21 protein-coding genes and 1 riboswitch are annotated in these 21,791 nt (G+C 34.4%); of the genes, 19 read left to right on the top strand and 2 right to left on the bottom strand.

The genetic code is table 11. From position 1 onward, the window contains the following. Window positions 1-86: 86 nt before the first annotated feature. The 5 genes from ACTNDN_RS08960 to lysA all read left to right on the top strand — a co-directional run bounded on the left by ACTNDN_RS08960 (window position 87) and on the right by lysA (window position 4,919). A complete protein-coding gene (locus ACTNDN_RS08960; protein WP_031537340.1) occupies window positions 87-707 on the top strand; it encodes a stage V sporulation protein AA in 621 nt (206 codons plus the stop codon). Next, window positions 697-1,116, top strand: coding sequence for a stage V sporulation protein AB (locus tag ACTNDN_RS08955; RefSeq protein ID WP_031537342.1), 420 nt, complete (start codon window positions 697-699; stop codon window positions 1,114-1,116). Before ACTNDN_RS08960 ends, ACTNDN_RS08955 begins: the two co-directional genes overlap by 11 nt. A 28-nt stretch (window positions 1,117-1,144) precedes the next feature. Beyond that, window positions 1,145-1,717, top strand: a complete 573-nt coding sequence (locus tag ACTNDN_RS08950; protein ID WP_031537343.1) for a stage V sporulation protein AE — start codon at window positions 1,145-1,147, stop codon at window positions 1,715-1,717. Continuing rightward, a complete protein-coding gene (locus tag ACTNDN_RS08945) occupies window positions 1,707-3,185 on the top strand; it encodes a spore germination protein (RefSeq protein WP_441131099.1) in 1,479 nt (492 codons plus the stop codon). Before ACTNDN_RS08950 ends, ACTNDN_RS08945 begins: the two co-directional genes overlap by 11 nt. Before the next feature lie 408 nt (window positions 3,186-3,593). Next, window positions 3,594-4,919: a diaminopimelate decarboxylase gene (gene lysA, locus ACTNDN_RS08940; RefSeq protein ID WP_251628020.1), complete on the top strand. Its 1,326-nt coding sequence runs from the start codon at window positions 3,594-3,596 to the stop codon at window positions 4,917-4,919. A gap of 245 nt (window positions 4,920-5,164) precedes the next feature. On the opposite strand, the gene ACTNDN_RS08935 is transcribed toward lysA, so the two are convergent. Continuing rightward, window positions 5,165-6,031, bottom strand: coding sequence for a DUF1002 domain-containing protein (locus ACTNDN_RS08935; RefSeq protein ID WP_235249782.1), 867 nt, complete (start codon window positions 6,029-6,031; stop codon window positions 5,165-5,167). Window positions 6,032-6,648: 617 nt separating this feature from the next. On the opposite strand from ACTNDN_RS08935, the gene ACTNDN_RS08930 reads away from it, so the two are divergent. Next, window positions 6,649-7,014: a GNAT family N-acetyltransferase gene (locus ACTNDN_RS08930; RefSeq protein WP_031537349.1), complete on the top strand. Its 366-nt coding sequence runs from the start codon at window positions 6,649-6,651 to the stop codon at window positions 7,012-7,014. Window positions 7,015-7,100: 86 nt separating this feature from the next. Here ACTNDN_RS08930 and ACTNDN_RS08925 read toward each other — a convergent pair whose 3' ends face one another. Further along, on the bottom strand, window positions 7,101-7,616 hold the full coding sequence (locus ACTNDN_RS08925) for a DUF309 domain-containing protein (protein ID WP_441131097.1): 516 nt from the start codon (window positions 7,614-7,616) through the stop codon (window positions 7,101-7,103). Between the two features lie 256 nt (window positions 7,617-7,872). On the opposite strand from ACTNDN_RS08925, the gene ACTNDN_RS08920 reads away from it, so the two are divergent. The 13 genes from ACTNDN_RS08920 (at window position 7,873) to ACTNDN_RS08860 (ending at window position 21,617) form a co-directional block, all read left to right on the top strand. Continuing rightward, window positions 7,873-8,625, top strand: a complete 753-nt coding sequence (locus tag ACTNDN_RS08920) for a segregation/condensation protein A (protein ID WP_031537351.1) — start codon at window positions 7,873-7,875, stop codon at window positions 8,623-8,625. Window positions 8,626-8,629: 4 nt separating this feature from the next. Beyond that, window positions 8,630-9,211: an SMC-Scp complex subunit ScpB gene (scpB, locus tag ACTNDN_RS08915; RefSeq protein ID WP_251628030.1), complete on the top strand. Its 582-nt coding sequence runs from the start codon at window positions 8,630-8,632 to the stop codon at window positions 9,209-9,211. Between the two features lie 266 nt (window positions 9,212-9,477). Further along, complete coding sequence (locus ACTNDN_RS08910; RefSeq protein WP_031537354.1) at window positions 9,478-10,371, top strand: superoxide dismutase; 894 nt, start codon at window positions 9,478-9,480, stop codon at window positions 10,369-10,371. A gap of 180 nt (window positions 10,372-10,551) precedes the next feature. Beyond that, window positions 10,552-11,703, top strand: a complete 1,152-nt coding sequence (locus ACTNDN_RS08905) for a D-alanyl-D-alanine carboxypeptidase family protein (protein ID WP_251628016.1) — start codon at window positions 10,552-10,554, stop codon at window positions 11,701-11,703. Continuing rightward, window positions 11,696-12,283 carry a nucleoside recognition domain-containing protein gene (locus ACTNDN_RS08900; RefSeq protein WP_031537356.1) on the top strand — a complete coding sequence of 196 codons (588 nt, stop codon included), beginning with the start codon at window positions 11,696-11,698 and terminating at the stop codon, window positions 12,281-12,283. The genes ACTNDN_RS08905 and ACTNDN_RS08900 overlap by 8 nt, the downstream gene beginning before the upstream one ends. Window positions 12,284-12,289: 6 nt before the next feature. Further along, window positions 12,290-12,823, top strand: a complete 534-nt coding sequence (locus ACTNDN_RS08895) for a spore maturation protein (RefSeq protein WP_031537357.1) — start codon at window positions 12,290-12,292, stop codon at window positions 12,821-12,823. A gap of 339 nt (window positions 12,824-13,162) precedes the next feature. Continuing rightward, window positions 13,163-13,891, top strand: a complete 729-nt coding sequence (gene rluB / locus ACTNDN_RS08890; RefSeq protein WP_235249822.1) for a 23S rRNA pseudouridine(2605) synthase RluB — start codon at window positions 13,163-13,165, stop codon at window positions 13,889-13,891. A gap of 366 nt (window positions 13,892-14,257) precedes the next feature. Beyond that, window positions 14,258-14,974 (top strand): response regulator transcription factor, encoded by a 717-nt coding sequence (locus ACTNDN_RS08885; RefSeq protein WP_235249831.1) that lies wholly within the window; start codon window positions 14,258-14,260, stop codon window positions 14,972-14,974. After that, window positions 14,971-16,743 (top strand): ATP-binding protein, encoded by a 1,773-nt coding sequence (locus ACTNDN_RS08880; protein ID WP_235249839.1) that lies wholly within the window; start codon window positions 14,971-14,973, stop codon window positions 16,741-16,743. The genes ACTNDN_RS08885 and ACTNDN_RS08880 overlap by 4 nt, the downstream gene beginning before the upstream one ends. A 398-nt stretch (window positions 16,744-17,141) precedes the next feature. Continuing rightward, the gene (gene sigX / locus ACTNDN_RS08875; protein ID WP_268817824.1) at window positions 17,142-17,708 is read left to right on the top strand and encodes an RNA polymerase sigma factor SigX; all 567 of its coding nucleotides are present in this window, start codon (window positions 17,142-17,144) and stop codon (window positions 17,706-17,708) included. Then, on the top strand, window positions 17,686-18,861 hold the full coding sequence (locus tag ACTNDN_RS08870; RefSeq protein WP_031537365.1) for a GerMN domain-containing protein: 1,176 nt from the start codon (window positions 17,686-17,688) through the stop codon (window positions 18,859-18,861). The genes sigX and ACTNDN_RS08870 overlap by 23 nt, the downstream gene beginning before the upstream one ends. An 833-nt stretch (window positions 18,862-19,694) precedes the next feature. Beyond that, window positions 19,695-20,462, top strand: coding sequence for a M23 family metallopeptidase (locus tag ACTNDN_RS08865; protein ID WP_251628013.1), 768 nt, complete (start codon window positions 19,695-19,697; stop codon window positions 20,460-20,462). A gap of 267 nt (window positions 20,463-20,729) precedes the next feature. After that, a riboswitch (FMN riboswitch) is annotated at window positions 20,730-20,865 on the top strand. 170 nt (window positions 20,866-21,035) lie between these two features. Next, window positions 21,036-21,617: an ECF transporter S component gene (locus tag ACTNDN_RS08860; protein ID WP_031537367.1), complete on the top strand. Its 582-nt coding sequence runs from the start codon at window positions 21,036-21,038 to the stop codon at window positions 21,615-21,617. Window positions 21,618-21,791 lie beyond the last annotated feature (174 nt).

Raw genomic sequence — 21,791 nt, 5'->3', positions numbered from 1 at the left:
ACCACTTAGAAGTCCATCATATTTTATAAAAGATTATCGAATACTACATTTAATAGGAAAACAATGTGTGTTAGGACGTGGAACTTATGGCAGAGACGATATATATTCGGATGAGGCATCGTATTCAAAAAAAGTCAGATGAACGGATATTCCTACAGGATCTTGCGCAAATCATTGCCACAGATGAACTGCTGTCGTCACTAAAAAATGTATGTCTTTACCATATAACAGAACAGGATAAGAATATTATTATCATAGACAGTACACGACTTATCCGTGAGATAAAAAAGCGATATAAAGACCTGGAAATTCAATTGATTGGCCCTGCGCAAACAATTATAGAGGTAGTTTTTGAAAAGAAAAAAGTAGCCCTTCCGTTTTTTATACTAGTGTGGTTGTTGCTGTTTATTGGGTCTGGATTGACGATTATGAATTTCCATGAAGATGTAAGTATGCAGACGGTTCATCAGCGCATTTATATGATGATTACCGGTAAGGAAATAGAAAAACCATTAATTTTTCAAATACCTTATTCAATCGGATTAGGACTTGGAATGGTAATATTTTTTAATCATGTTTTTAAAAAGCGCCTAAATGAAGAGCCGAGCCCGTTAGAAGTAGAAGTGTTTAACTATCAGCAGTCCCTAGATCAATATATGATTATGCATGAAAATAAAGAAAGTATTAAAAAAGTAGATGATCATTAGTATTCTTTTTGTGATTTTTGTAGGGCTAGCCTGGGGAATTACGGTTGGTGCTGGATATGTTGCTTTTTTAACTGTATTTGGCATTATTCCTAGGCTGACACAATTGACTAAAACCTTCAGTAAAATCTATGCATATGAATGGGCTGCTGTTTTAGGAGCTGTTTTAGGTACAATCGCATTTTTACAAGAACCTACTTTTTCTTTACCGGCTTTTCTCCTTATTCTAATAGGATTGGCAGATGGAATATATGTGGGAATGATTGCGGCCGCATTAACAGAGGTTTTAGATGTTTTTCCCCTTTTAGCTAAAAGAATTGGAATTGACGATCGATTATTAATTTTAATGATGGCTCTTGTTTTTGGTAAGATCTTTGGCTCCTTGTTTCATTGGATCTATTTTATTCCATAATATTAGAAACGGAAAGGAAGTATAAAGAATGAATAATAGGAGAAAAGTAATCCTTATTACAGATGGAGATGAGTATGCCAAAAGAGCCGTTGAGATTGTAGCAAAGGAAGTAGGCGGGAGATGTATATCTACTTCATTTGGTAATCCTAGCCAGCATAGCGGCAAGGAAATTTTAAGTCTTATTAAGCAAGCCAAACAGGATCCGGTGTTAGTTATGTTTGATGATAGTGGGTTTGTTGGAGAAGGTACTGGTGAAAAAGCATTGAAATACATAGCTACACATCCTGATATAGAAGTGTTGGGAGTTATTGCAGTGGCAAGCAGGACGAGAAGAGAAGAATGGACGAAAATTGATGTTGCGATTGACCAAGATGGAGAACTGACTCCCTATGGTGTCGATAAATATGGAATTCCTGAAATCGAATTGGGAAGAGTGAATGGAGATACTGTATATGTCTTAGATGAGTTAAACTTACCACTTGTAGTTGGGATTGGCGACATTGGGAAAATGGGGAAAAAAGATTCTTATGAAAAAGGAGCACCGATTACGAGAAAAGCAGTTGAATATATATTAGAAAGAAGTGGTTTTTATGAGCAGTAAGACTGAAAAAAAGGTGCAGATATACGAAGATTTAGATAATGTGGAAAAATATATGAAAGACCGGGTCGGACTTGGTACGAGTTTTGATTTAGGAGTCCGCAAAATAAAGGTAATGCAAAAACAAGTCCATTTATATTATGTGAATGGACTATGTGACAGTGTCTTAATTGCTGAATTATTAGAACAGCTATTATTCTTAAATGATACAGATAGAAAATCACAAGCTAGAAATATATTTGATATTGTGGAAAATCAACTTGTTCATCAAAGTGTACAGCCGATTAAAAAAATGGATGAATTAGTAGATCAAGTACTTTCAGGATTAATTGCCATTGTGGTAGAAGGCTATAATCATGGGTTAGTGGTAGATGTCAGAAGCTATCCAGGAAGAATGCCACAAGAACCAGACACAGAAAAGGTAGTTCGTGGTTCACGAGATGGTTTTGTTGAAAATATTATCGTAAATACAGCCATTACAAGAAGAAGAATTAGAGATGAGCGATTACGCTTTGAAATTATGAGAGTAGGAGAGCGCTCTAAAACAGATATTGCTGTTGGTTATATTGATGGAGTAGCAGATCCTGATTTAATTAACATTGTCATAAAAGAGCTGAAAAATATTAAAGCAGATGGATTAACGATGGCGGATAAAACAATTGAGGAATTTTTATTAAAGCAAAGCTATAATCCATATCCTCTAGTTAGATATACCGAAAGAGCGGATGTAGCGGCGACTCATTTATTAGAAGGACATGTGGTTATCTATGTAGATACATCCCCAAGTGTCATTATTACACCAGCAACCTTTTTTCATCATTTACAGCATGCAGAAGAGTATAGGCAAGCACCATTAATTGGTAGCTTTATAAGATGGGTTAGATTTTTAGGTGTTTTTGCTTCGATTTTTTTCCTTCCTCTTTGGTTTTTAGTTGTATTAGAGCCATCCTTATTACCAGAGCGACTATCTTTTATTGGACCAAATGAAACAACAAATATTCCAATTGTCGTCCAAATCTTTATTGCAGATCTAGGATTAGAATTTTTGCGGATTGCAGCCATTCATACGCCAACACCACTGTCAACCGCAATGGGACTAATTGCCGCAGTTCTAATTGGACAAATCGCAATAGATGTAGGTTTATTTGTTCCAGAGGTTATTCTTTATGTGTCAGTTGCGGCAATTGGTAACTTTGCTACACCTAGTTATGAGTTAGGAATAGCGAACAAACTTGTACGATTAATTTTATTAATAGTTGTAGCAATATTCCATACACCAGGTTTTTTTATTGGAATAACTGTCTATCTTTTATTTCTAATCCGGACAAGAACATTAAATGTCCCTTATTTATGGCCGTTTATCCCTTTTTATCCAAAAGCCTTTGCACAAATTCTTTTACGCCGTACGGTTCCAGGTAACAGAATTAGACCTAGTCATTTACATCCACAAGATCGTTTTAAGCAGCCGTAAGCAAAAAAAGAGGCAATTTGATTCTTGAATAGTAGTGAGCGAGAACGGGCAGATTATTTAAAGCTCCTTAGAGAGTGAATAACTGTCCGTTCTCTTTGGTAAAATTAGATGATCAGCTATTGAGAATTGCCTGAAATTATGGTACATTTGGATAATTAAAGTGAGCTAATAATAAAGTGAAACTTCAATCAATTGGCATTTTACCTAACTTGAAATGTTAGTTGAATGAATCGTTTTTTACGAGCTGTATTCCTCTTCAATCTTTTTAAATCGTGATTTGATGGTGAGTGTTATGGCCTTCCTGGCGGGATAGAAATAAGTTTCACAAACAGACAAGTGCTTTCTTTAGACTGTCTGTTTGTGATTAGGAGCATTTATAATATTTTATGGAAGAATAGAGGGGAATCAATGCACTATTACGGAACTTCAAAAGTAAATGATGCTGGTCATCTTGAAATAGGTGGCGTAGATACGCTTTTATTAGTCAAAAAATTTGGAACACCAGTTTACATTTATGATGTTGAATTAATTAGAGAAAGAGCTAGAGGGTTTAAGCAAACGTTTGACCAATTAGGTGTGAAAGCGCAAGTTGCTTATGCAAGTAAGGCCTTTTCTACGATTGCAATGGTTCAGCTAGCAAATGAGGAAGGCTTATCATTGGATGTTGTTTCTGGTGGTGAATTATATACAGCTATTGCTGCTGATTTCCCTGTAGAAAGAATACATTTTCATGGGAATAATAAAAGTAAAGAGGAGCTATTGATGGCAATCGATTATAAGATTGGCTGTATTGTCGTTGATAACTTTTATGAACTTGAAATGCTTCATCAATTATGTGAAGAAAAAAAGACAAAAGTGTCTATTCTTTTAAGGGTAACTCCTGGCATTGAAGCACATACGCATGACTATATATTAACAGGGCAGGAAGATTCAAAGTTTGGATTTGACTTGCAGAATGGACAAGCAGAGGCCGCTTTGTTGAAGGCGAAAGAGTCACCATTTTTAGAAGTTTTAGGACTTCATTGCCATATTGGCTCCCAAATTTTTGATACAACAGGTTTTGTACTTGCTGCAAAAAAAATAATGGCGCATTTAACAGATTGGAAAGCGAAGCATGAATTTGAGTCACAGGTCTTAAATTTAGGTGGTGGCTTTGGTATTCGCTATACAGAGGAAGACCAACCAATCAAGCCCGCTGAATATGTAGAAGTAATCATTAAGGAAGTTAAAGAACAAGTAAGCTATCTGAATATGAAAATGCCAGAAATATGGATTGAGCCAGGAAGATCTCTTGTAGGAGATGCTGGGACTACACTATATCAAATTGGTTCACGAAAAGAAGTCCCAAATGTCAGAAATTATTTAGCGATTGATGGAGGAATGAGTGATAACATTCGTCCTGCTTTATATCAAGCAAAATATGAAGCGGTTCTTGCAAATAAGCCTCTACAAACACCAGATGAAACAGTTTCAATTGCAGGGAAATGCTGTGAATCAGGTGATATGCTTATTTGGGACTTGCCTTTACCAAAGGCGGATGACAAAGATGTCCTTGCTGTATTTTGTACTGGTGCGTATGGGTATTCCATGGCAAATAATTATAATCGGATTCCAAGACCTCCAGTAGTTTTTGTGGAAAACGGGGAAGCAAGATTAGTAGTGAAAAGAGAAACATTTGAAGATTTATTACGATTAGATTTACCGTATAAAGAAGCTGCTTCTTTAAAAAAATAGAGGTTGGAAAAAATTAATTAGCCAATCTATAAAGACGAACAATCTCAAATATAGTGCTTAATTAAAACTACTTTCTCATACTGGTTATCTAAGTTTTTTAAAATAGTCAGGCAGAAAAATGAAGTCGCTCCATTGGCTATCGATGTGTGATGGAACAATACCGAAACAGCCTTTTATAAAGCAAATAAAAAATCCGGACAACTATACAGAAATTTCGTATGGTTGTCCGGATTTTTTGTGGCTCATTAAGAAAAGAAAGACTTAATTGCATCCACTATGCTTGCAAAGACTTCTTTAATCTTTGATAAGAAGCTTTTTCCTTCTTCGCTTTCTAAATATCCAGTGAGTTTATCTTTCGCTTCACTTAGTTGATTTCCTACTTGATTCCAGTCTATGTTAAGCTCTTTTAGTTTATTAAAGAAAGAAATAAGGCTCTGTAACTGCTCATCTGTTAAAGTGATATTTAATTCTTTCGCAGAATCTTGTATGATTGTTTGTACCTCTTCAACCGTTTGTGGTTTTTCCTCCGCTATCTGTTCTTTAATTTTTGCCATTAGAGCAGTAGCTTCTTCTTGTCCAATATCTTCTCCTAAATTAGCTGTTTCTACCATTTCTTCATTTGCTGCCTGTTTTACGTCTTCGGGGATTACGGTATCGGTTGACACCTCATATGCTTTAATAATACCTGTTAAGGCAGCAGTACCTGAAACCTCAATAGGAGCGGTAATATAAATTTTTGCATCTTTTACACCTGCAGTTATTAATGCATTAATATACATCTCATCAGTAACCCAGTTTATATTTTTCGTTGTTACTTGAATACCAGTATCTTTGTCCCCAATTGTAATCGCAGAAGAGGAAATCGCTCTAGTACCAATTAACGATTTTGAGATATAATTTCCTAAATATTGATGTTCTTCTTGATTGGAAACTGTTATGATTTCGGCATCTTCAGGAGCATTCATTTCGGTTAATAAAAGCTGCTTCTGCTCTGTTGTTAAATTCTCACCTAGTGTAACAATCATATCGCCTACTGCAACATCTGCGTAAGCTGGTATTGGTAACACTAGTAAGAATGCAAGTATCAATAGTAGTATTTTATTTTTTTTCATTTAATTCCCTCCTGTATTTCCTTCTGATGTACTAGTTTTAAGTAGACTATATGCCCATCTCTTAGAAATAGCATATAGTTACTTAATATCAAGTGACTATATCTAATAGACGTATATAAATAGTAATAAGTTTCCTATTTATAGTCATATTGTTTTTTCTTTCCCTTTATTATTCTCCATAATGCTTAAAAAAATAAAGTTTTTTGTAGCTTTTTTGTAGATGCGTGCATATTTTATATAGTATTAACTAGAGTTTTAACATCGAGTATTTACGTTTACATTACTTGTTAAAAAGGAAGCTTATTGGTGTAAGAATTAGAAAGAATGTTAAAAGAAATTAGGTAATTGGGCATATGTGGTAATGAATCCTAATGCTTATAAGATTTTCATTGAAGAATATCACTAATTTATGTATGATAGAACCAATAACATATATAATTTTTTTTGGCCGGTCCTAGATAATTCTTGCAAAAGAGGGAAGAAGATGATAATAAATTCGTGGCAACTTCGGTGCAGATGAATATTTTTTTGATTTTAGATCAGGAAAGATTGATTGAATCTTATTCTTGATGGGAAAACTGTTAATGACTATGTTTTAAAAATAATGAGGGATATTAATGATTATTCGATATAAAAAGGCATTTGAAAAGATTGCAATGGGATTATTATCTTTTATGCCTACAGAAAAAGATTTAAAAGTATTACAACAAACAATTAAACAATATGAGACGGATGAAAACTGGCAATTATTTCTGTGGAAAGATGAAGAAGATATTATTGGTTTAATCGGTGTTATTTTTGAAGACGAAGCTTCTATTACGATTCATCATATATCTGTAAATCCATCTCATAGACACCAAGGTGTTGGGAAATCCATGGTACAGGCTGTTAAAGGGCTTTATCCTAATCGTACAATGAAATCAAATGAATTAATTGTGAATTTTTTATCTAAGTGTAGCGATGGTGTTCAAGTAGATAAATAGTAGAAGAGACTGTTTCAGTTGTGGAAAAAACATCTAACGTTTTTCCTGTCTGAAATAGTCTCTTTTTAATTGGCTAAAAATAGTGCCTATTCTCTTTGACGCTTCTGAATAGCCTCTTCGCGCTCCTGGATAACGAGGCTTCTATCACGTTTTAAATGGCGATGTATAATTTCTATGGGGATATCTTTTTGGTTATTCCAGCTGATTTCCATGGAGTGTGCCAACTTTCTACATTGTTTTTCTAGGTGGGAATCAGAAATAGGTAACGGATAAGGACGAAATAAAAGGGTTTGCGCGATATTTTTTTCTTGTTGCCTTAATAAATGGAGTAAACCTTCCCCATCAAGTCCTAACACATGTAAGCCTTCTTTGTGTTTTTCTAAAAGCTTCCTGCTTTTCATGATTGTTTTATGTGCCCCTTTGAAATTTTCCCTTCGATGATGATAGGCAGAGACGGCCATGAGGATGAATCCTACCCAAATGGATTCCTTATTCCGACAATCGACCTTTTTCCAGTATTCTTCTAATATTTCATGACACTCAAAAAAATCTTGATCCCCATGAAAATGAACAAGAAATTGCAGATATTCTTTTGGATACATAATCGTCTCCTTTATTATTAGGCTGGGCTTAAAGATAAAAGCCAACATTGTACATAACTTTCATTATATTAATAATTAAGCTTGGAAAATGCTATTTATATGGTTGTTATTATATCGATAAATGAAAAAAAATGTAATGATATGCTATAAAATAGTGAATTGGATGATTTTTCTGTTGGATAACTATTGTGTTTCCTCTATACTAATACTATCATTATTAAGTTAAGGGTATTCTATTAGGATTTTGGTGAGAATGATGCAGTATAATGTGAAAATTGATAGTTTTGAAGGACCGCTAGATTTGCTTCTTCATTTAATCAATAAATTGGAAATTGATATTTATGATATTAACGTAGCAGAAATTACCGAACAATATTTAGATTATGTTCATGCTATGCAGGTTTTACAATTAGATGTAGCAAGTGAATTCTTGGTGATGGCAGCAACGCTTCTAGCAATTAAAAGCAAAATGCTCTTGCCAAAGCACGAGGAAGATTTACTGGATGACGATATGATCTATGAACCGGAAGAGGATTCACGAGAAGACTTAATTGAAAGGTTAGTAGAATATCGGAAATTTAAAGAGGCAGCCGACGATTTAAAAGAGATGGAATTAGAAAGAGGGCTTATATTTACAAAACCTCCGAGTGATTTATCAGATTTCAGCTTAAAGACCGAGGAAATGGCAAAGCAAGAATTAGATGTTTCTTTATATGATATGCTAGCTGCCTTTCAAAAATTGCTTAAACGAAAAAAGTTGCAGGCGCCACTTGCAACAAAAATCACGAGGCAAGAAATACCGATTGAAAGTCGAATGGATGAAATTGTTGGTTTCTTACGTAATAGAAAAGGGAGAACATCTTTTGATGAACTTTTTCCAGTTGCGACAAAATCACATATTGTAGTGACTTTTTTGGCTATACTAGAACTTTTAAAGCGAAGACAAATATTTGTGGAACAAGAAGGAAACTTCGCAGATATTTTTGTAATGGGAAAGGAAGTTGAATAAAAGGTTGAAAGTGAATGACTGGAAAGCGATTGTTGAGAGTCTTTTATTTGCTGCCGGAGATGAAGGATTAACGATCAAGCAATTAATGCATGTCCTAGATTTGGAGCAATTAGAGGTCGAACAATTAGTAGATGAGTTAATTAAAAATTATCGTAAAGATAAATCCAGAGGAATTTCCATTATTGAAATAGCTGGTACTTATCAATTCGCCACAAAGAAGGAGCATTCGGATTATTTAAAGAAGTTAGTGGAATCTCCCCATGCTTCCACTTTATCGCAGGCTGCATTAGAAACGTTAGCAATCGTAGCCTATAAACAGCCAATTACAAGGGCGGAAATTGAGGATATACGAGGGGTTAAAACAGAAAGACCACTTCATACACTGGCTGCTAAAGCGCTAATTAAAGAAGTTGGTAGGGCAGATGGGGCAGGAAGAGCAATCCTTTATGGAACAACAAAGGAATTTTTAGATCATTTTGGCTTGAAGAATTTAGGAGAACTTCCTCCATTAACAGAAAAAGAAGAAGAGTTTAATCAAGAAGAAGCAGATTTGTTTTTTGAATCTTTTCAGCAAATAGAAGATTAAAAAACGCTGGTACTTAAGTATTCCGACCAAATATAAACCCAAACAATTATACGAGATGTTAACAAAAATTTCGTATAATTGTTTGGGTTTTTTATTTTTTCGAATAGACGCTTTTGGTTATCACCCGCAGAAAGCGTGTATTATGTTTTTTAATAGAATTACTGTCCTAGAAGATATGCGCTGACTGCATTTTAAAGACATGATGCCACCTTTATTGTCATACCTTTTATAAGAACGATTTTCGAAGGAATGGAGTTGACATATAGATGAGTAGTTATAATGAATATGTAAGAAATGTGTTGATTTGGAACCAGCAATTAAAAAGCTTATTAGAGGCAGAAGAAGTACAAAAGGAAGAAAGTATATGGAAAAGGCTTGATAAGTTTTCGTATTTAATGGAAGGGGTTCAAAGAAGACCCATTGAAACAGAAGAATTAATTAAAATACAACACGAGGCAGAGGAGCTCCATGATCAGATGGAAAGCTATTTTGCACAAAGACAACAGCTTGGAACAATATTTATGAAGGAGCCAAACATAGCCGTTGGGAAACATCAATTGCCAAGACTACCTTATGCTTATGATGCACTAGAGCCTTATATTTCAAAAGAAATAATGGAGTTGCATCATCAGAAACATCATCAATCCTATGTGGATGGGCTAAACAAGGCAGAGGAAAAGTTGAAAGAAGCAAGAAAGGATAATGATTTTACACTTGTGAAACATTGGTCTAGAGAGCTTGCTTTTCATGGTTCAGGACATTATCTCCATACGATTTTTTGGAGTAATATGAGTCCCAATGGCGGTGGGGAGCCAAAAGGGGCGTTATTGGAAGAGATAAAGGATTATTTCGGTAGTTACAAAGCATTTAAGCTGCACTTTACAGAAGCAGCGAAAGCGGTAGAGGGTGTTGGCTGGGCGCTTTTAGTATGGTCTCCAAGAGCAAGGCATTTAGAAGTTCTTCAATCTGAGCGTCATATGCTTTTAACACAATGGGATACCATTCCATTATTAGTAATAGATGTTTGGGAACACGCTTACTATTTACAGTATAAAAATAATAGAGGAAAGTATGTAGAAAATTGGTGGAATATCGTTAATTGGAAAGATGTTGAAAACAGATTTTTAAAAGCAAGTGAATTAAAGTGGAGACCTTATTAACTGGAAAGCCTAGTAAATTTGCAAAAAGATGTAAAAAAATATAAAGCTATCTTTGGTATGTAGCGCAGTATACTGGGCTGCATATTTTTTATTTCCTAGTAAAGCATGAATTATAGTCATATGCCTGTCTTTCTTTTCATAAACTTGTACAAATCATAAAAGGAGACGAGGTTGTGTTAAATGAAATCACGTAAAATTATTATTTTTACTATCATTACCTCCATTCTGTTCCTTGCTATTCCACAAAAAAGCAGTGCACAAATGTACGTGAGCGCTCAAAGTGCTATTTTAATGGAACAAGATTCTGGACGAGTTATTTTTGAAAAGGATGCATATACGCAAAGAAGAATTGCCAGTATAACAAAAATAATGACAGCCATTCTTGCAATTGAGTCTGGAAAATTGGATAAGACTGTGACTGTCAGTAGTACGGCCATAAAAACAGAAGGATCGTCTATCTATCTACAAGAAGGGGAAAAAATTAAATTAGAGGATTTAGTATATGGCTTAATGCTTCGTTCAGGAAATGATGCTGCAGTTGCAATTGCGGAAACTGTTGGTGGAAGTTTAGATGGATTTGTCTATTTAATGAACCAAAAGGCAGAAGAAATCGGAATGAAAAACACGCATTTTGCTAACCCTCATGGACTTGATGATCATGAAGACCACTATTCTTCAGCATATGATATGGCATTACTTACCCGCTATGCAATGAACAATGATACATATAAAAAAATTGCTGGAACAGAAAGCTATCGTTCTGAAAGCTCCAATGATAAATGGGATCGTGTCTGGAAAAATAAAAATAAACTATTAACAAGTCTTTATGAATATTCAACTGGAGGAAAAACTGGTTATACGAAGAGAGCAAAAAGAACGTTAGTTAGTACGGCTGAAAAGGATGGAGTGTCATATATTGCTGTCACTTTAAATGATCCTGATGACTGGGACGATCATATCAATCTGTTTGAAACGGCTTTTAAGCAATATAAAATGGTACAGGTATTAGAGGAAGGGGAAATAAAAGCAGTTAAAGATAAGTTCTATAAAAATAAAATTTATTTAAAATCAGCTGTTGAATTCCCTGTGACAAAGAAAGAGGAAGATTTATTTAAGGTAGAGTATAAACTAACAAAACTAAAGGAAGACTGGCAAAGAAATCAGGAGGATGTACCTGAAATAGTTGGTGAAGCAAAAATATATTTAGATGATAAGCTTGTTGATAGTGTCCCTATTCATTTTAAACATGATAAGAACAAAGAAACCAAAAGCTTTTTAGATTATTTCAAGAATATGTTTATGGCAATGACTGGGGTTGGCAAGGATGGTTAATTATATTTGGGCTGCCCTTGCTATAATTGGCATTGTTTTTGCAGCTATTAATGGGACAATGGATGAGGTTAATAAAGCAATTTTTTCTGGGGCAAAAGAAGCAGTGACAATATGTATTGGCCTGATTAGTGTACTTGTTTTCTGGCTTGGAATGATGAAAATAGCGGAGCAGGCAGGCTTGCTCCGAAAACTTACAAACCTATTTAGGCCAATTGTAGCAAAGCTATTTCCAGAGGTTCCAAAGAATCACCCTGCAATGGGGTATATATTATCGAATATGATTGCAAATATATTTGGATTAGGGAATGCGGCAACACCATTAGGAATTAAAGCAATGGAAGAGTTGAAAAGATTAAATGGTGGCAAGAATACAGCCAGTAACAGTATGATTACCTTTCTTGCCCTAAACACATCATGTATAACTTTAATTCCGACAACGGTTATTGCAATTAGAATGAACTATCATTCTGCGTCTCCAACAGATATAGTAGGACCAACCATTATCGCAACCATTTTCTCTTGTATTGGTGGGATTTTGATTGACCGCTATTTTTACCATAAGAGAATGCGGAAAGGGTGATGAGTGATGGAAATAATTTCTTTAATCTCATTGTGGATGATTCCTTCCCTCATTGGGTTTATTTTACTGTATGGGACATTTAAAAAAGTTCCAACTTATGAAAGCTTTGTAGAAGGTGGAAAAGAAGGAATTCAGATTGCTTTCTCCATTATTCCATATTTAGTAGGAATGCTCGTTTCAATCTCTATTTTTCGTGCATCTGGGGCATTAGAGTATTTTATGAGCTTTCTCAAGCCGGTATTAGACTTTATCGGGGTTCCATCTGAAGTAGCACCACTTGCCATTATTAGACCGATTTCAGGAAATGCGGCATTAGGAATGACAAGCGATTTAATTTCTACCTATGGACCTGATTCATTTATTGGAAGGCTTGCTTCTGTCATACAAGGAAGCACAGATACAACCCTCTATGTATTAACCGTTTATTTCGGTGCTGTAGGGATAAAGAAGATGGGGGACGCCCTAAAAGTCGGATTACTAGCAGATCTTGTTGGATTTATCGCTGCTATTGTTGTGGTAACTTTAATGTTTGGAAAATAACAACAAAATGTCTTAGGTGAAGTTTTTGTTTAGGAACTTTGTCTTAAGGCATTTTTTTTGTTTTTTAGTTTACCAGATTCTCTCTAAGTGAGTTCTAAAAATGGTTTTTAATTTTGGTAGTATTTAATGAGTAGCACCCCCTAATTTCAAAGATTTCTTTGAAATTTCATCAATTTATGTCATAATTCATAGGAATGGCAAAAAAAGAACGATCAAGCGTTTTGAATTAGTCTATTTTCTAATAAATTGACACTATAAAAATAGGATAAACATTTAGAAATACTTTATAAAAACGATCAATCATTTTTTACTGTTGAGAAATTGGATGAGGTGATAGAGTTGGAAAGACTACAAAAAGTAATTGCACATGCAGGAATTGCATCAAGAAGAAAAGCAGAGGAATTAATCCTTGAAGGAAAAGTAAGGGTTAATGGAAAAACAGTTAAAGAGTTAGGCGTAAAAGTCGGTTCTAACGATAAAATTGAAGTAAGTGGCATCCCTGTAGAAAGAGAAGAACCTGTTTATTTCATACTATATAAACCAAGAGGAGTAATCTCTAGTGTTAATGATGATAAAGGGAGAAAAGTCGTCACAGATTATTTCACTGAAATAGAAGCAAGAATTTATCCAATTGGACGCCTAGACTATGATACATCTGGCATTATTTTGTTAACGAACGATGGAGAATTTGCTAATTTAATGATGCATCCAAAGGGTGAAATTGAAAAAGTCTATGTTGCTAAAGTGAAGGGAATACCAGCGCGGGAAAAAGTAAAGCAATTGGAAAGAGGCATTATGCTAGAGGATGGAAAAACTGCTCCAGCAAGAGCAAAAATCCTGTCTGTCGATAAGAAAAAAGGAACAAGTATCGTTGAGTTGAAAATCCATGAGGGAAGAAATCGTCAAGTAAGAAGAATGTTTGAGGCGATTGGAACACCTGTTATGAAATTAAAAAGAGAAAGATATTCTTTCTTAAATTTAAATGGTTTACAACCTGGAGATGCTCGGGAACTTACTGCACATGAAGTGAAGTTATTGAGAGCAGAAGCACAGAAAAAGAAGGGGTAATTATACTATATATATGATTTCAGCTGGAGAGAGTTTATTTAATACAATGACTTTCCTCTGCTGCTTCTAATTATTCACTGAATATCAGAAAAAGCTTTCTCATTTGTTCTGTTATAAATAGGTAAATCAACAAAAGTTCATAAAAGTGTCACATATGGCAATGGGATGATAACAATATCTGCATGATAATAATGCTATAATAAATGTGACAAATAAGAGAAATCATCTAAATAATTTACTATTTAATTGGAAAACTGCAGTATAAATAATAGTCCATAACATACATTGCATTTATTTATACATGTAACATACGAAACATAATAGGACAATATATCGTTTCGTGTATTTTGTTAGGAGGTATGAACGATGGAGAAGGAAATTAAAATCCTAGTGGTAGATGACGAAGAAAGAATTAGACGTCTTTTAAAAATGTACTTAGAAAGAGAAGAGTTTACTGTAGAGGAAGCGGAAGATGGAGTGAGCGCTCTTTCTAAGGCATTAAACACTGATTATGATGTTATCTTACTCGATCTGATGATGCCTGGAAAAGATGGTATGGAGGTATGCAAGGAGTTAAGAGAGAAAAAAACTACTCCTGTTATCATGCTTACTGCTAAAGGGGAAGAAGTAAATAGAGTTCAAGGATTTGAAGTTGGTACAGATGATTATATTGTAAAGCCATTTAGTCCTAGAGAGGTAGTTTTAAGAGTAAAAGCACTCTTGAGACGTTCAACCACCACTACATTTGAACAAAGTGACAGCTCATCAAAGGACGTCATCATATTTCCAGCATTAACCATTGATCATGATGCACATCGTGTATTAGCTAGCGGTAAAGAAGTAAGCTTAACTCCAAAGGAATATGAACTATTATATTTCCTAGCTAAGTCACCAGATAAGGTATTTGATCGAGAATTACTATTAAAAGAAGTATGGCATTACGAATTTTTTGGTGATTTAAGAACAGTCGATACACATGTTAAAAGATTAAGAGAAAAGCTTAATCGCGTTTCGGAAGAGGCAGCTAGCATGATTGTTACTGTTTGGGGAGTAGGCTATAAGTTTGAGGTTAACAATGGATGAAGTTTTGGCGAAGCGTAGTATTTAAGCTTTGGATAACCTTTTTATTGCTGGTTTCCGTTGTTTTAACGATTCTTACAATCATGCTACTGGAGTATTTTGAGCAATATTATACAGAGCAAACGGAAACTGAATTAACCAATACAGCAACTAAAATATCAGAAATAATGAAAGAACATAATAATCAGACTGGATTAGAAATTGTAGGGGAACTTTTAGATCATTCGACTGGAGCATTCATCATTTCTTCTCCTGACCAAATTTATTATTATCCAGAGAGTCGTCTACAGGAACTTTCCGTTTCTTACATTGAAGAAAATGAAGCATTAAAAAACGTGGCATCAAGTAATGAGCCAACCGTTGTGATGACAAGATGGAAGAATAAGGATGATACACCTGAGCAGGTAGCAATCGTAGGTTCTCCCCTACATGTTAATGGGAATGATGGGGCTGTTTTTATTTATCAGTCTTTACAATCGATGAATGAATCTAAGCAGTCAACAGCTAAATTTATCGTATTAGCTGCTGTTATTGCCATTATTTTAACGACGATATTTGCGTTTTTCTTATTAACAAGAATTACTGCGCCTTTAAGAAAGATGAGAGAAGCTGCCTTTGAAGTATCTCAAGGGAATTTTTCGACAAAGGTACCTATAATGGCGCAAGATGAAATCGGTGAACTTTCGATTGCGTTCAATGAAATGGCAAGAAGATTACATTTTAATATGAACGCCTTAAGCCAAGAAAAAGAACAGTTGGATAATATTTTAAGTGGAATGGCAGATGGGGTACTAACACTTAATCGAAATGGGAGCTTGCTCCTTACCAATCCACCAGCAGAAAAATTCTTGCAACACTGGTATTATGAAAAAGGCGAATTAAGTGATATGCATGCGCAAATTCCTAATGAACTGAAGAAATTATTTCAGCTTGCCGTCCATACTGGTAACGAACAAATAGATGAAATCACTTTACAAGGCAGAAACTGGGTTATGATTGTTAGTCCCCTTTATAATAAAAAGGATATTAGGGGAGCAATTGTGGTTATTCGCGATATGACAGAGGAACGGAAATTAGATAAGTTGCGGATTGATTTTATTGCGAATATTTCTCATGAACTTAGAACTCCGATAAGTATGTTACAAGGATATAGTGAAGCAATTGTAGATAATATTGCTGAATCAGAGGAAGAAAAGAGAGAAATGGCACGGATAATCTACGATGAGTCATTAAGAATGGGGCGCTTAGTAAATGAATTTCTAGATTTAGCCCGAATGGAAACTGGCTACTTAGAACTAAGAAAAGAACAAGTTGATTTAAATAGCTTTATAAACCGCGTTGCAAGAAAGTTTAAAACAATTGCGAAAGAGAAGGAAATAGTTTTTACTGTTTTTATTTCAGAAGATATTGGTGAATATGAGCTGGATCCAGATCGTATCGAGCAAGTTTTAACCAATATAATGGATAATAGTTTACGACATACGCCGAGTGAGGGTACTGTTTCTTTACGTGCTCGTTCTGATGATTACGGAGTATATATAGAAGTGGAGGATACAGGGGCAGGTATTCCTGAGGAAGATTTGCCATATGTTTTTGAACGTTTTTATAAAGCAGATAAAGCAAGAACAAGAGGGAATGCAGGGACTGGCCTAGGATTAGCTATTGTAAAAAATATCATTGACGCCCATGGTGGCGATATTTCTGTTTACAGTAAATATGGTCGAGGGACGACATTTTTTATCTTTTTACCTCGAAATAAAGAAGAAAATTAGAGAAAGTGCCGATTCTTCTTGATTCATGAGAAACAATTTAACATAATAGAACATATGGGGGTGTCATGGAAGGATTTTGACCCTACAAGCTATTTTTCCATTTTGTATGTAGGAATGTTACTACATGCAAGTATAACTTGTAAGGGTAAACTTTTCTTGACCCCCTTTTATTATATTTATTCCACTATTAAACTTCTGTAAGACGGAACGCTTGCTAAGTAATTTCAAGAAAAATAGGCGGGAGATCAACTGTATGTGAGTGCTCAAAATGTTTCAACTATCAGTATGGGATGAAGAAAAAGTACTGATGATAGTTGCACATTATAAGGAATAAGTAAAAGAAACTAGAATTAATTATAAAATACTGAAACTAATGACACTAAATTACGACTAATATATTGAACGGGGGAGGGGAAAAGATGAACTCCGTTTTTGATGAAATCTATACTAAGTATCATCATGACGTTTTTCAATTTTTATTTTATATGGTAAATCACAAGGAGACGGCAGAAGATTTAGTACAAGAAGTTTATATTCGTGTTCTAAATTCCTATCATCGCTTTGAGGGTAAGAGTACGGAGAAAACCTGGTTATTTAGTATTGCTAGAAATGTTGCCATCGACCATTTTCGTAAACAAAAGAATTGGAAAGAGCGTATTATTGATAAGTTTGACTGGTCCAAACAGCAAATAAAAGCAGATGGATTTCTTCCAGAAGAAATTACCATGCAATCGGAAGAAATGAAGAGTGTTTACAATGCGTTACAATATTGTACAGTAGACCAGAAAATGGTTATTGTGTTTCGATATATTCAAGAACTTTCCATATCAGAGACAGCGAAAACACTTGGATGGACAGAAAGTAAAGTGAAAACAACACAGCACAGAGCATTAAAGGCACTACGGACCTTTTTAGAGGAAAACGGGGGGAAGGAGGATTCTTATGCCGAAACAAAAGTGGAATGATGAAAAAATCAAGCAAACCCTTAAGCAATTGCCATCTATTAAAGATGAACGGAGCCCGGAATTTATTTATCATACTATCCAAATGAGAAAGAAATCTGTTCACAAAACAAGAGTATTCATGCCAATATTGGCGACAGTATGCACAATGATGATTCTATTTATTATTAGTCAAAGTTTTTTGGACAGCAATGAATCATTGGAGAGCGAAAGTAAAGTTGCTGATAATTCTGCTTTAATGAAAAATAGTGTGTCCGAAAAGGTAGAAGAAAATGAAATACAAAATTCTGAAATTACGGATCGGCAAACGAAAATGGCCTCACCGGCTCTTACAAAAGTTGCTATATATCATGAAGACGTAGGTGATTCTGAGGTAATAACCTATCCAATTCCTGATCAAAATATCCAAGTGATTGTTCCTGTTAGCATTTTAGTTGAAAATCCGAATCATTTATCTAGGTTTGATTTATATGTTCAAAATATAGATAAAATGATTGGTGTTAATAAACAGTTAAGTGACTATTTTCCAATTAGTCCAGAGCTGTTTACTTATCATTTAAGTAATAATACCATCGAAGTAGACACGAAACAAAAATTGACGAACATTGGTTCACATTCTGAGGACTTTTTTAATACACTAATTCAGCAGCAATTGCAGACAATTGGTGCAAAGAAAATGATGTTTTATACAGACGGAAAACTAGGAGTTGAGCTCGGTAATCGAAAAGAAACGACTATTGAATATAGTCCGCTGGAAAAACGTGCCTACTTCCTTTTGCAAGATGAATCAACAGAAAAACCATTATATGTACCTTGGGAAAAACCTTATGATACAATTGAAAATGCTTTTGATGCAATGGAAGATGATATGGAAACACATGGATTAACAGCATCAATCCCTGATACAATTGATATTGATAAGGTTTCAAAGGACGAAGGGAAAAGGCAGTTAATTGTCCATTTGTCGAATGAAAGTAAAATGGAAGAGGATCAGAAGACGTTATATGCAATCGAATCTATCCTTTTAACTGCAAAGGACTTTAAATACTCAACAGTTAAGTTTGAGAATACGAAAGTTGAAGCAGTTGGTGAATTTCAATTAACGAAAGAATTAGCTGTTCCAGTTGCTGCAAATAGAGTGGATATAAAAGAATAAAGGGAAAGAGGCTGGGACAAAACTAAATAATTAATCTTTAAAGACGAACAATCTTTAATTTAGCTCTTAAATAAAGCTACTTTCTCATGAGGGTTATCTATGTTTTTAAATATAGTTAAGTGTAAAAACTAAGTCGTTCCATTGCGCTACAGACGCTCGCTTTCCGCGGGGAGGAAGCTGAGCCTCCTCGCATTCGCTGCGGGGTCTAAAGCGTCTCTTTTTCCCGCAGGAGTCGAGCGTCCTCCGCTCCATTACACTTCGTTTTTAAATCTTTTTCTAAAAAAACAAACACGAACTATAATGTAATTTAATTACATTATAGTTCGTGTTTGTTTTTGATTGAAATGCTTATGTCCCAGCCTCTTTTTATGTTCTAATTTTATAAAATAGTGCTTCCCCATGAAATTAATAAAGGAAGCTATTTTGAGAAAATATATTCTTCCTTTTATCAAAGCTTGGAACAAAATAGGATAAAAAAAGAATAAATGAATAAAATAATTTTTGTTGCCTTTTTAAACAACTATAAGTGAAAGAAGGGAAAGATTTTACAGCTGCCTATTCTATAGTTCTAACAATTAACATGTACTCATAAGTTGAAAGAGTAGAAACAGTAGGGACTGTTAGTTAAAAGAAAGAATTGCTAATACATTTTAATAGGAGCAAACAGATACAATGCATGTTTAGTAAAAAAATTGATTTTATTGTATATCTGTATATGAAGAGTAGGAATCTATGTAAATGTCAATTGCAATAGGTGAATTTTAAATGGACCTCTTCATGTAAATTTTCCATACAAGACTGTCTTTTGATACGAAAGGAAAAGGAGGATACTAATGGGAGACTATATTAGGCGAATACTTATAGCCGCTATTATGCTATTATTTATAAGTTTACTGTTTTTAGGGGGCAAGCATTCACAAGCAAAAGCATTTTCCCTCGCTGACCGCACAAAAGCATGGACTTGGCCAAGTGAAGGAATAATAACGGATACCTTTAATACAAGAAATGGGACACATAAAGGAATAGATATTGCAGGAGATCTTGGAGACAAAGTGTATGTGGTAGATGAAGGGGTCGTAACAAAATCCTATTATTCTCAATCCTATGGCAATGTTATTTTTGTTAAACATGAAAATGACTTAGAAACGGTCTATGCTCATCTAAATAAACTGCATGTAAAGGAAAAACAATTGGTAAAAAAAGGGGAATTGATTGGTGAAATGGGGAATACAGGATATTCCTCTGGTGTACATTTACATTTTGAAATACATAATAAAGAGTGGACCATTACAAAAGAAAATGCAATAAATCCAATTTTAGTATTAGGAAATGTACAAGTAGGTCAGACTGTAAAAATAGCTGTGCAAGAAGAGGTAGAGGATGTAGTAACAGAACCCATTCACTCTCCTAAAAAAAATTTGCTTCTAGAGGAAGAAAAAAAGTTGGAAGAAGAGTATATAAAGAGAAGCATGCAGAAAATGGAGCTGGAATTGGAGAAAGAAGATGACTCAGAATATACAACGATACCATATAAGAAGGCAAGTATATATCTAAAAAGCAGTGAGTATCTTATAGAAGATAAAAATGAGGAATTTACTTAGAATGTATAGGAATAGGTAAAGTGAGTTAGTTTCTTTCATGAGAGGAATCAACCGAATCCTTTTATTAAAAAAGGCTAACGGCAAAAAGCGTTCACAAGATACTATCCCGAAGTTAAAGTATAATAGTATTTTGTGAACTCTTTTTGATTGAAAATAAGTCATTTATATGTGAAATTGTGAACAATATATGAAGTTCTAAGCAAACTTCTTCACAAATATTGTTTGTTTCATGTATAATAACAATTGTAAAACAACAAATTAATATTGGTCTATCTTCGGGGCAGGGTGAAATTCCCGACCGACGGTGATGAGTCTTGCACTCAAAGTCCGTGACCCTACTTCGGTAGGTTGATTTGGTGAAATTCCAAAACCGACAGTAAAGTCTGGATGGGAGAAGATGGAGGTTCTGCAATCGTTCAAAATAGCTTTTCAGAACGTTTATTAAGAATGCAACCTTTAAACTACTCCCTCAAGTATATCTTTAGCTTGAGGGTTTTTATTTGCAGTATTCTTAATAAATTGCTGAATCTTTCTTCTTAGGTAGATGGATCCTAAAAAGAAGGAGAGAAGAAAATGAAGAAAAAAATGAATGTAAGAAAGTATGTTTTGATTGGGATGATGAGTAGTTTAGCTTATGTGTTAATGATGCTTAAATTTCCAATTCCACCATTTCCAAGCTACTTAAAAGTTGACTTTAGTGATATTCCTGCTTTAGTTGCAGCACTTATTTTAGGACCTGTAGCAGGAATATTAGTTGAATTGATAAAAAATATATTGGATTATTTAATAACAGGAAGTGAAACAGGAATTCCAGTTGGTCATTTTGCTAATTTTATCGCTGGAATCTCATTTATACTGCCAACCTATTTTATTTATAATAAAATTAAGTCAAAAAAAGGGATGGCTATCGGTTTAACATTAAGTATTTTAATCATGACTGCTTTATTAAGTCTATTTAATTACTTTATCATGTTACCTTTCTATAATGCGTTAATGAAAATTCCGAATGATACTACTATATTAAGACAAACAATTATTTCCGCAATTATTCCATTCAATTTATTAAAAGGGATAATTATTTCAATAATCTTTACGTTAGTATTTTCAAAAATGGGTGTATGGATTAATAAACAAATTCCATCACGAAATGTTTAATCTTAAGGGACAGGGAAAAAAGCATGTCAGCTAGCGATAAACACGAATGGTTATGCGGTAATATACGTATAACCATTCGTGTTTTAAGTTTTATAAAAAAGGTTTCAAAACAGTCTGTTGCTATTACTCGCAGTCTGAATACACTGCGCTTTCCATGGGGCTGCGCGAAAAGTA

The organism is Niallia sp. HCP3S3_B10, assembly GCF_052064465.1.
In the GTDB taxonomy this organism is placed as follows: domain Bacteria; phylum Bacillota; class Bacilli; order Bacillales; family Cytobacillaceae; genus Niallia; species Niallia hominis.
This window is presented reverse-complemented; position numbering and strand designations above follow the sequence as displayed.

Bases quoted from the DNA above. Each gene is read 5' to 3' on its own strand.
- ACTNDN_RS08960 (WP_031537340.1), top strand. From the start codon at position 87: ATGGCAGAGACGATATATATTCGGATGAGGCATCGTATTCAAAAAAAG.
- ACTNDN_RS08955 (WP_031537342.1), top strand. From the start codon at position 697: ATGATCATTAGTATTCTTTTTGTGATTTTTGTAGGGCTAGCCTGGGGA.
- ACTNDN_RS08950 (WP_031537343.1), top strand. From the start codon at position 1,145: ATGAATAATAGGAGAAAAGTAATCCTTATTACAGATGGAGATGAGTAT.
- ACTNDN_RS08945 (WP_441131099.1), top strand. From the start codon at position 1,707: ATGAGCAGTAAGACTGAAAAAAAGGTGCAGATATACGAAGATTTAGAT.
- lysA (WP_251628020.1), top strand. From the start codon at position 3,594: ATGCACTATTACGGAACTTCAAAAGTAAATGATGCTGGTCATCTTGAA.
- ACTNDN_RS08935 (WP_235249782.1), bottom strand. From the start codon at position 6,031: ATGAAAAAAAATAAAATACTACTATTGATACTTGCATTCTTACTAGTG.
- ACTNDN_RS08930 (WP_031537349.1), top strand. From the start codon at position 6,649: ATGATTATTCGATATAAAAAGGCATTTGAAAAGATTGCAATGGGATTA.
- ACTNDN_RS08925 (WP_441131097.1), bottom strand. From the start codon at position 7,616: ATGTATCCAAAAGAATATCTGCAATTTCTTGTTCATTTTCATGGGGAT.
- ACTNDN_RS08920 (WP_031537351.1), top strand. From the start codon at position 7,873: ATGCAGTATAATGTGAAAATTGATAGTTTTGAAGGACCGCTAGATTTG.
- ACTNDN_RS08910 (WP_031537354.1), top strand. From the start codon at position 9,478: ATGAGTAGTTATAATGAATATGTAAGAAATGTGTTGATTTGGAACCAG.
- ACTNDN_RS08905 (WP_251628016.1), top strand. From the start codon at position 10,552: ATGAAATCACGTAAAATTATTATTTTTACTATCATTACCTCCATTCTG.
- ACTNDN_RS08900 (WP_031537356.1), top strand. From the start codon at position 11,696: ATGGTTAATTATATTTGGGCTGCCCTTGCTATAATTGGCATTGTTTTT.
- ACTNDN_RS08895 (WP_031537357.1), top strand. From the start codon at position 12,290: ATGGAAATAATTTCTTTAATCTCATTGTGGATGATTCCTTCCCTCATT.
- ACTNDN_RS08885 (WP_235249831.1), top strand. From the start codon at position 14,258: ATGGAGAAGGAAATTAAAATCCTAGTGGTAGATGACGAAGAAAGAATT.
- ACTNDN_RS08880 (WP_235249839.1), top strand. From the start codon at position 14,971: ATGAAGTTTTGGCGAAGCGTAGTATTTAAGCTTTGGATAACCTTTTTA.
- ACTNDN_RS08870 (WP_031537365.1), top strand. From the start codon at position 17,686: ATGCCGAAACAAAAGTGGAATGATGAAAAAATCAAGCAAACCCTTAAG.
- ACTNDN_RS08865 (WP_251628013.1), top strand. From the start codon at position 19,695: ATGGGAGACTATATTAGGCGAATACTTATAGCCGCTATTATGCTATTA.
- ACTNDN_RS08860 (WP_031537367.1), top strand. From the start codon at position 21,036: ATGAAGAAAAAAATGAATGTAAGAAAGTATGTTTTGATTGGGATGATG.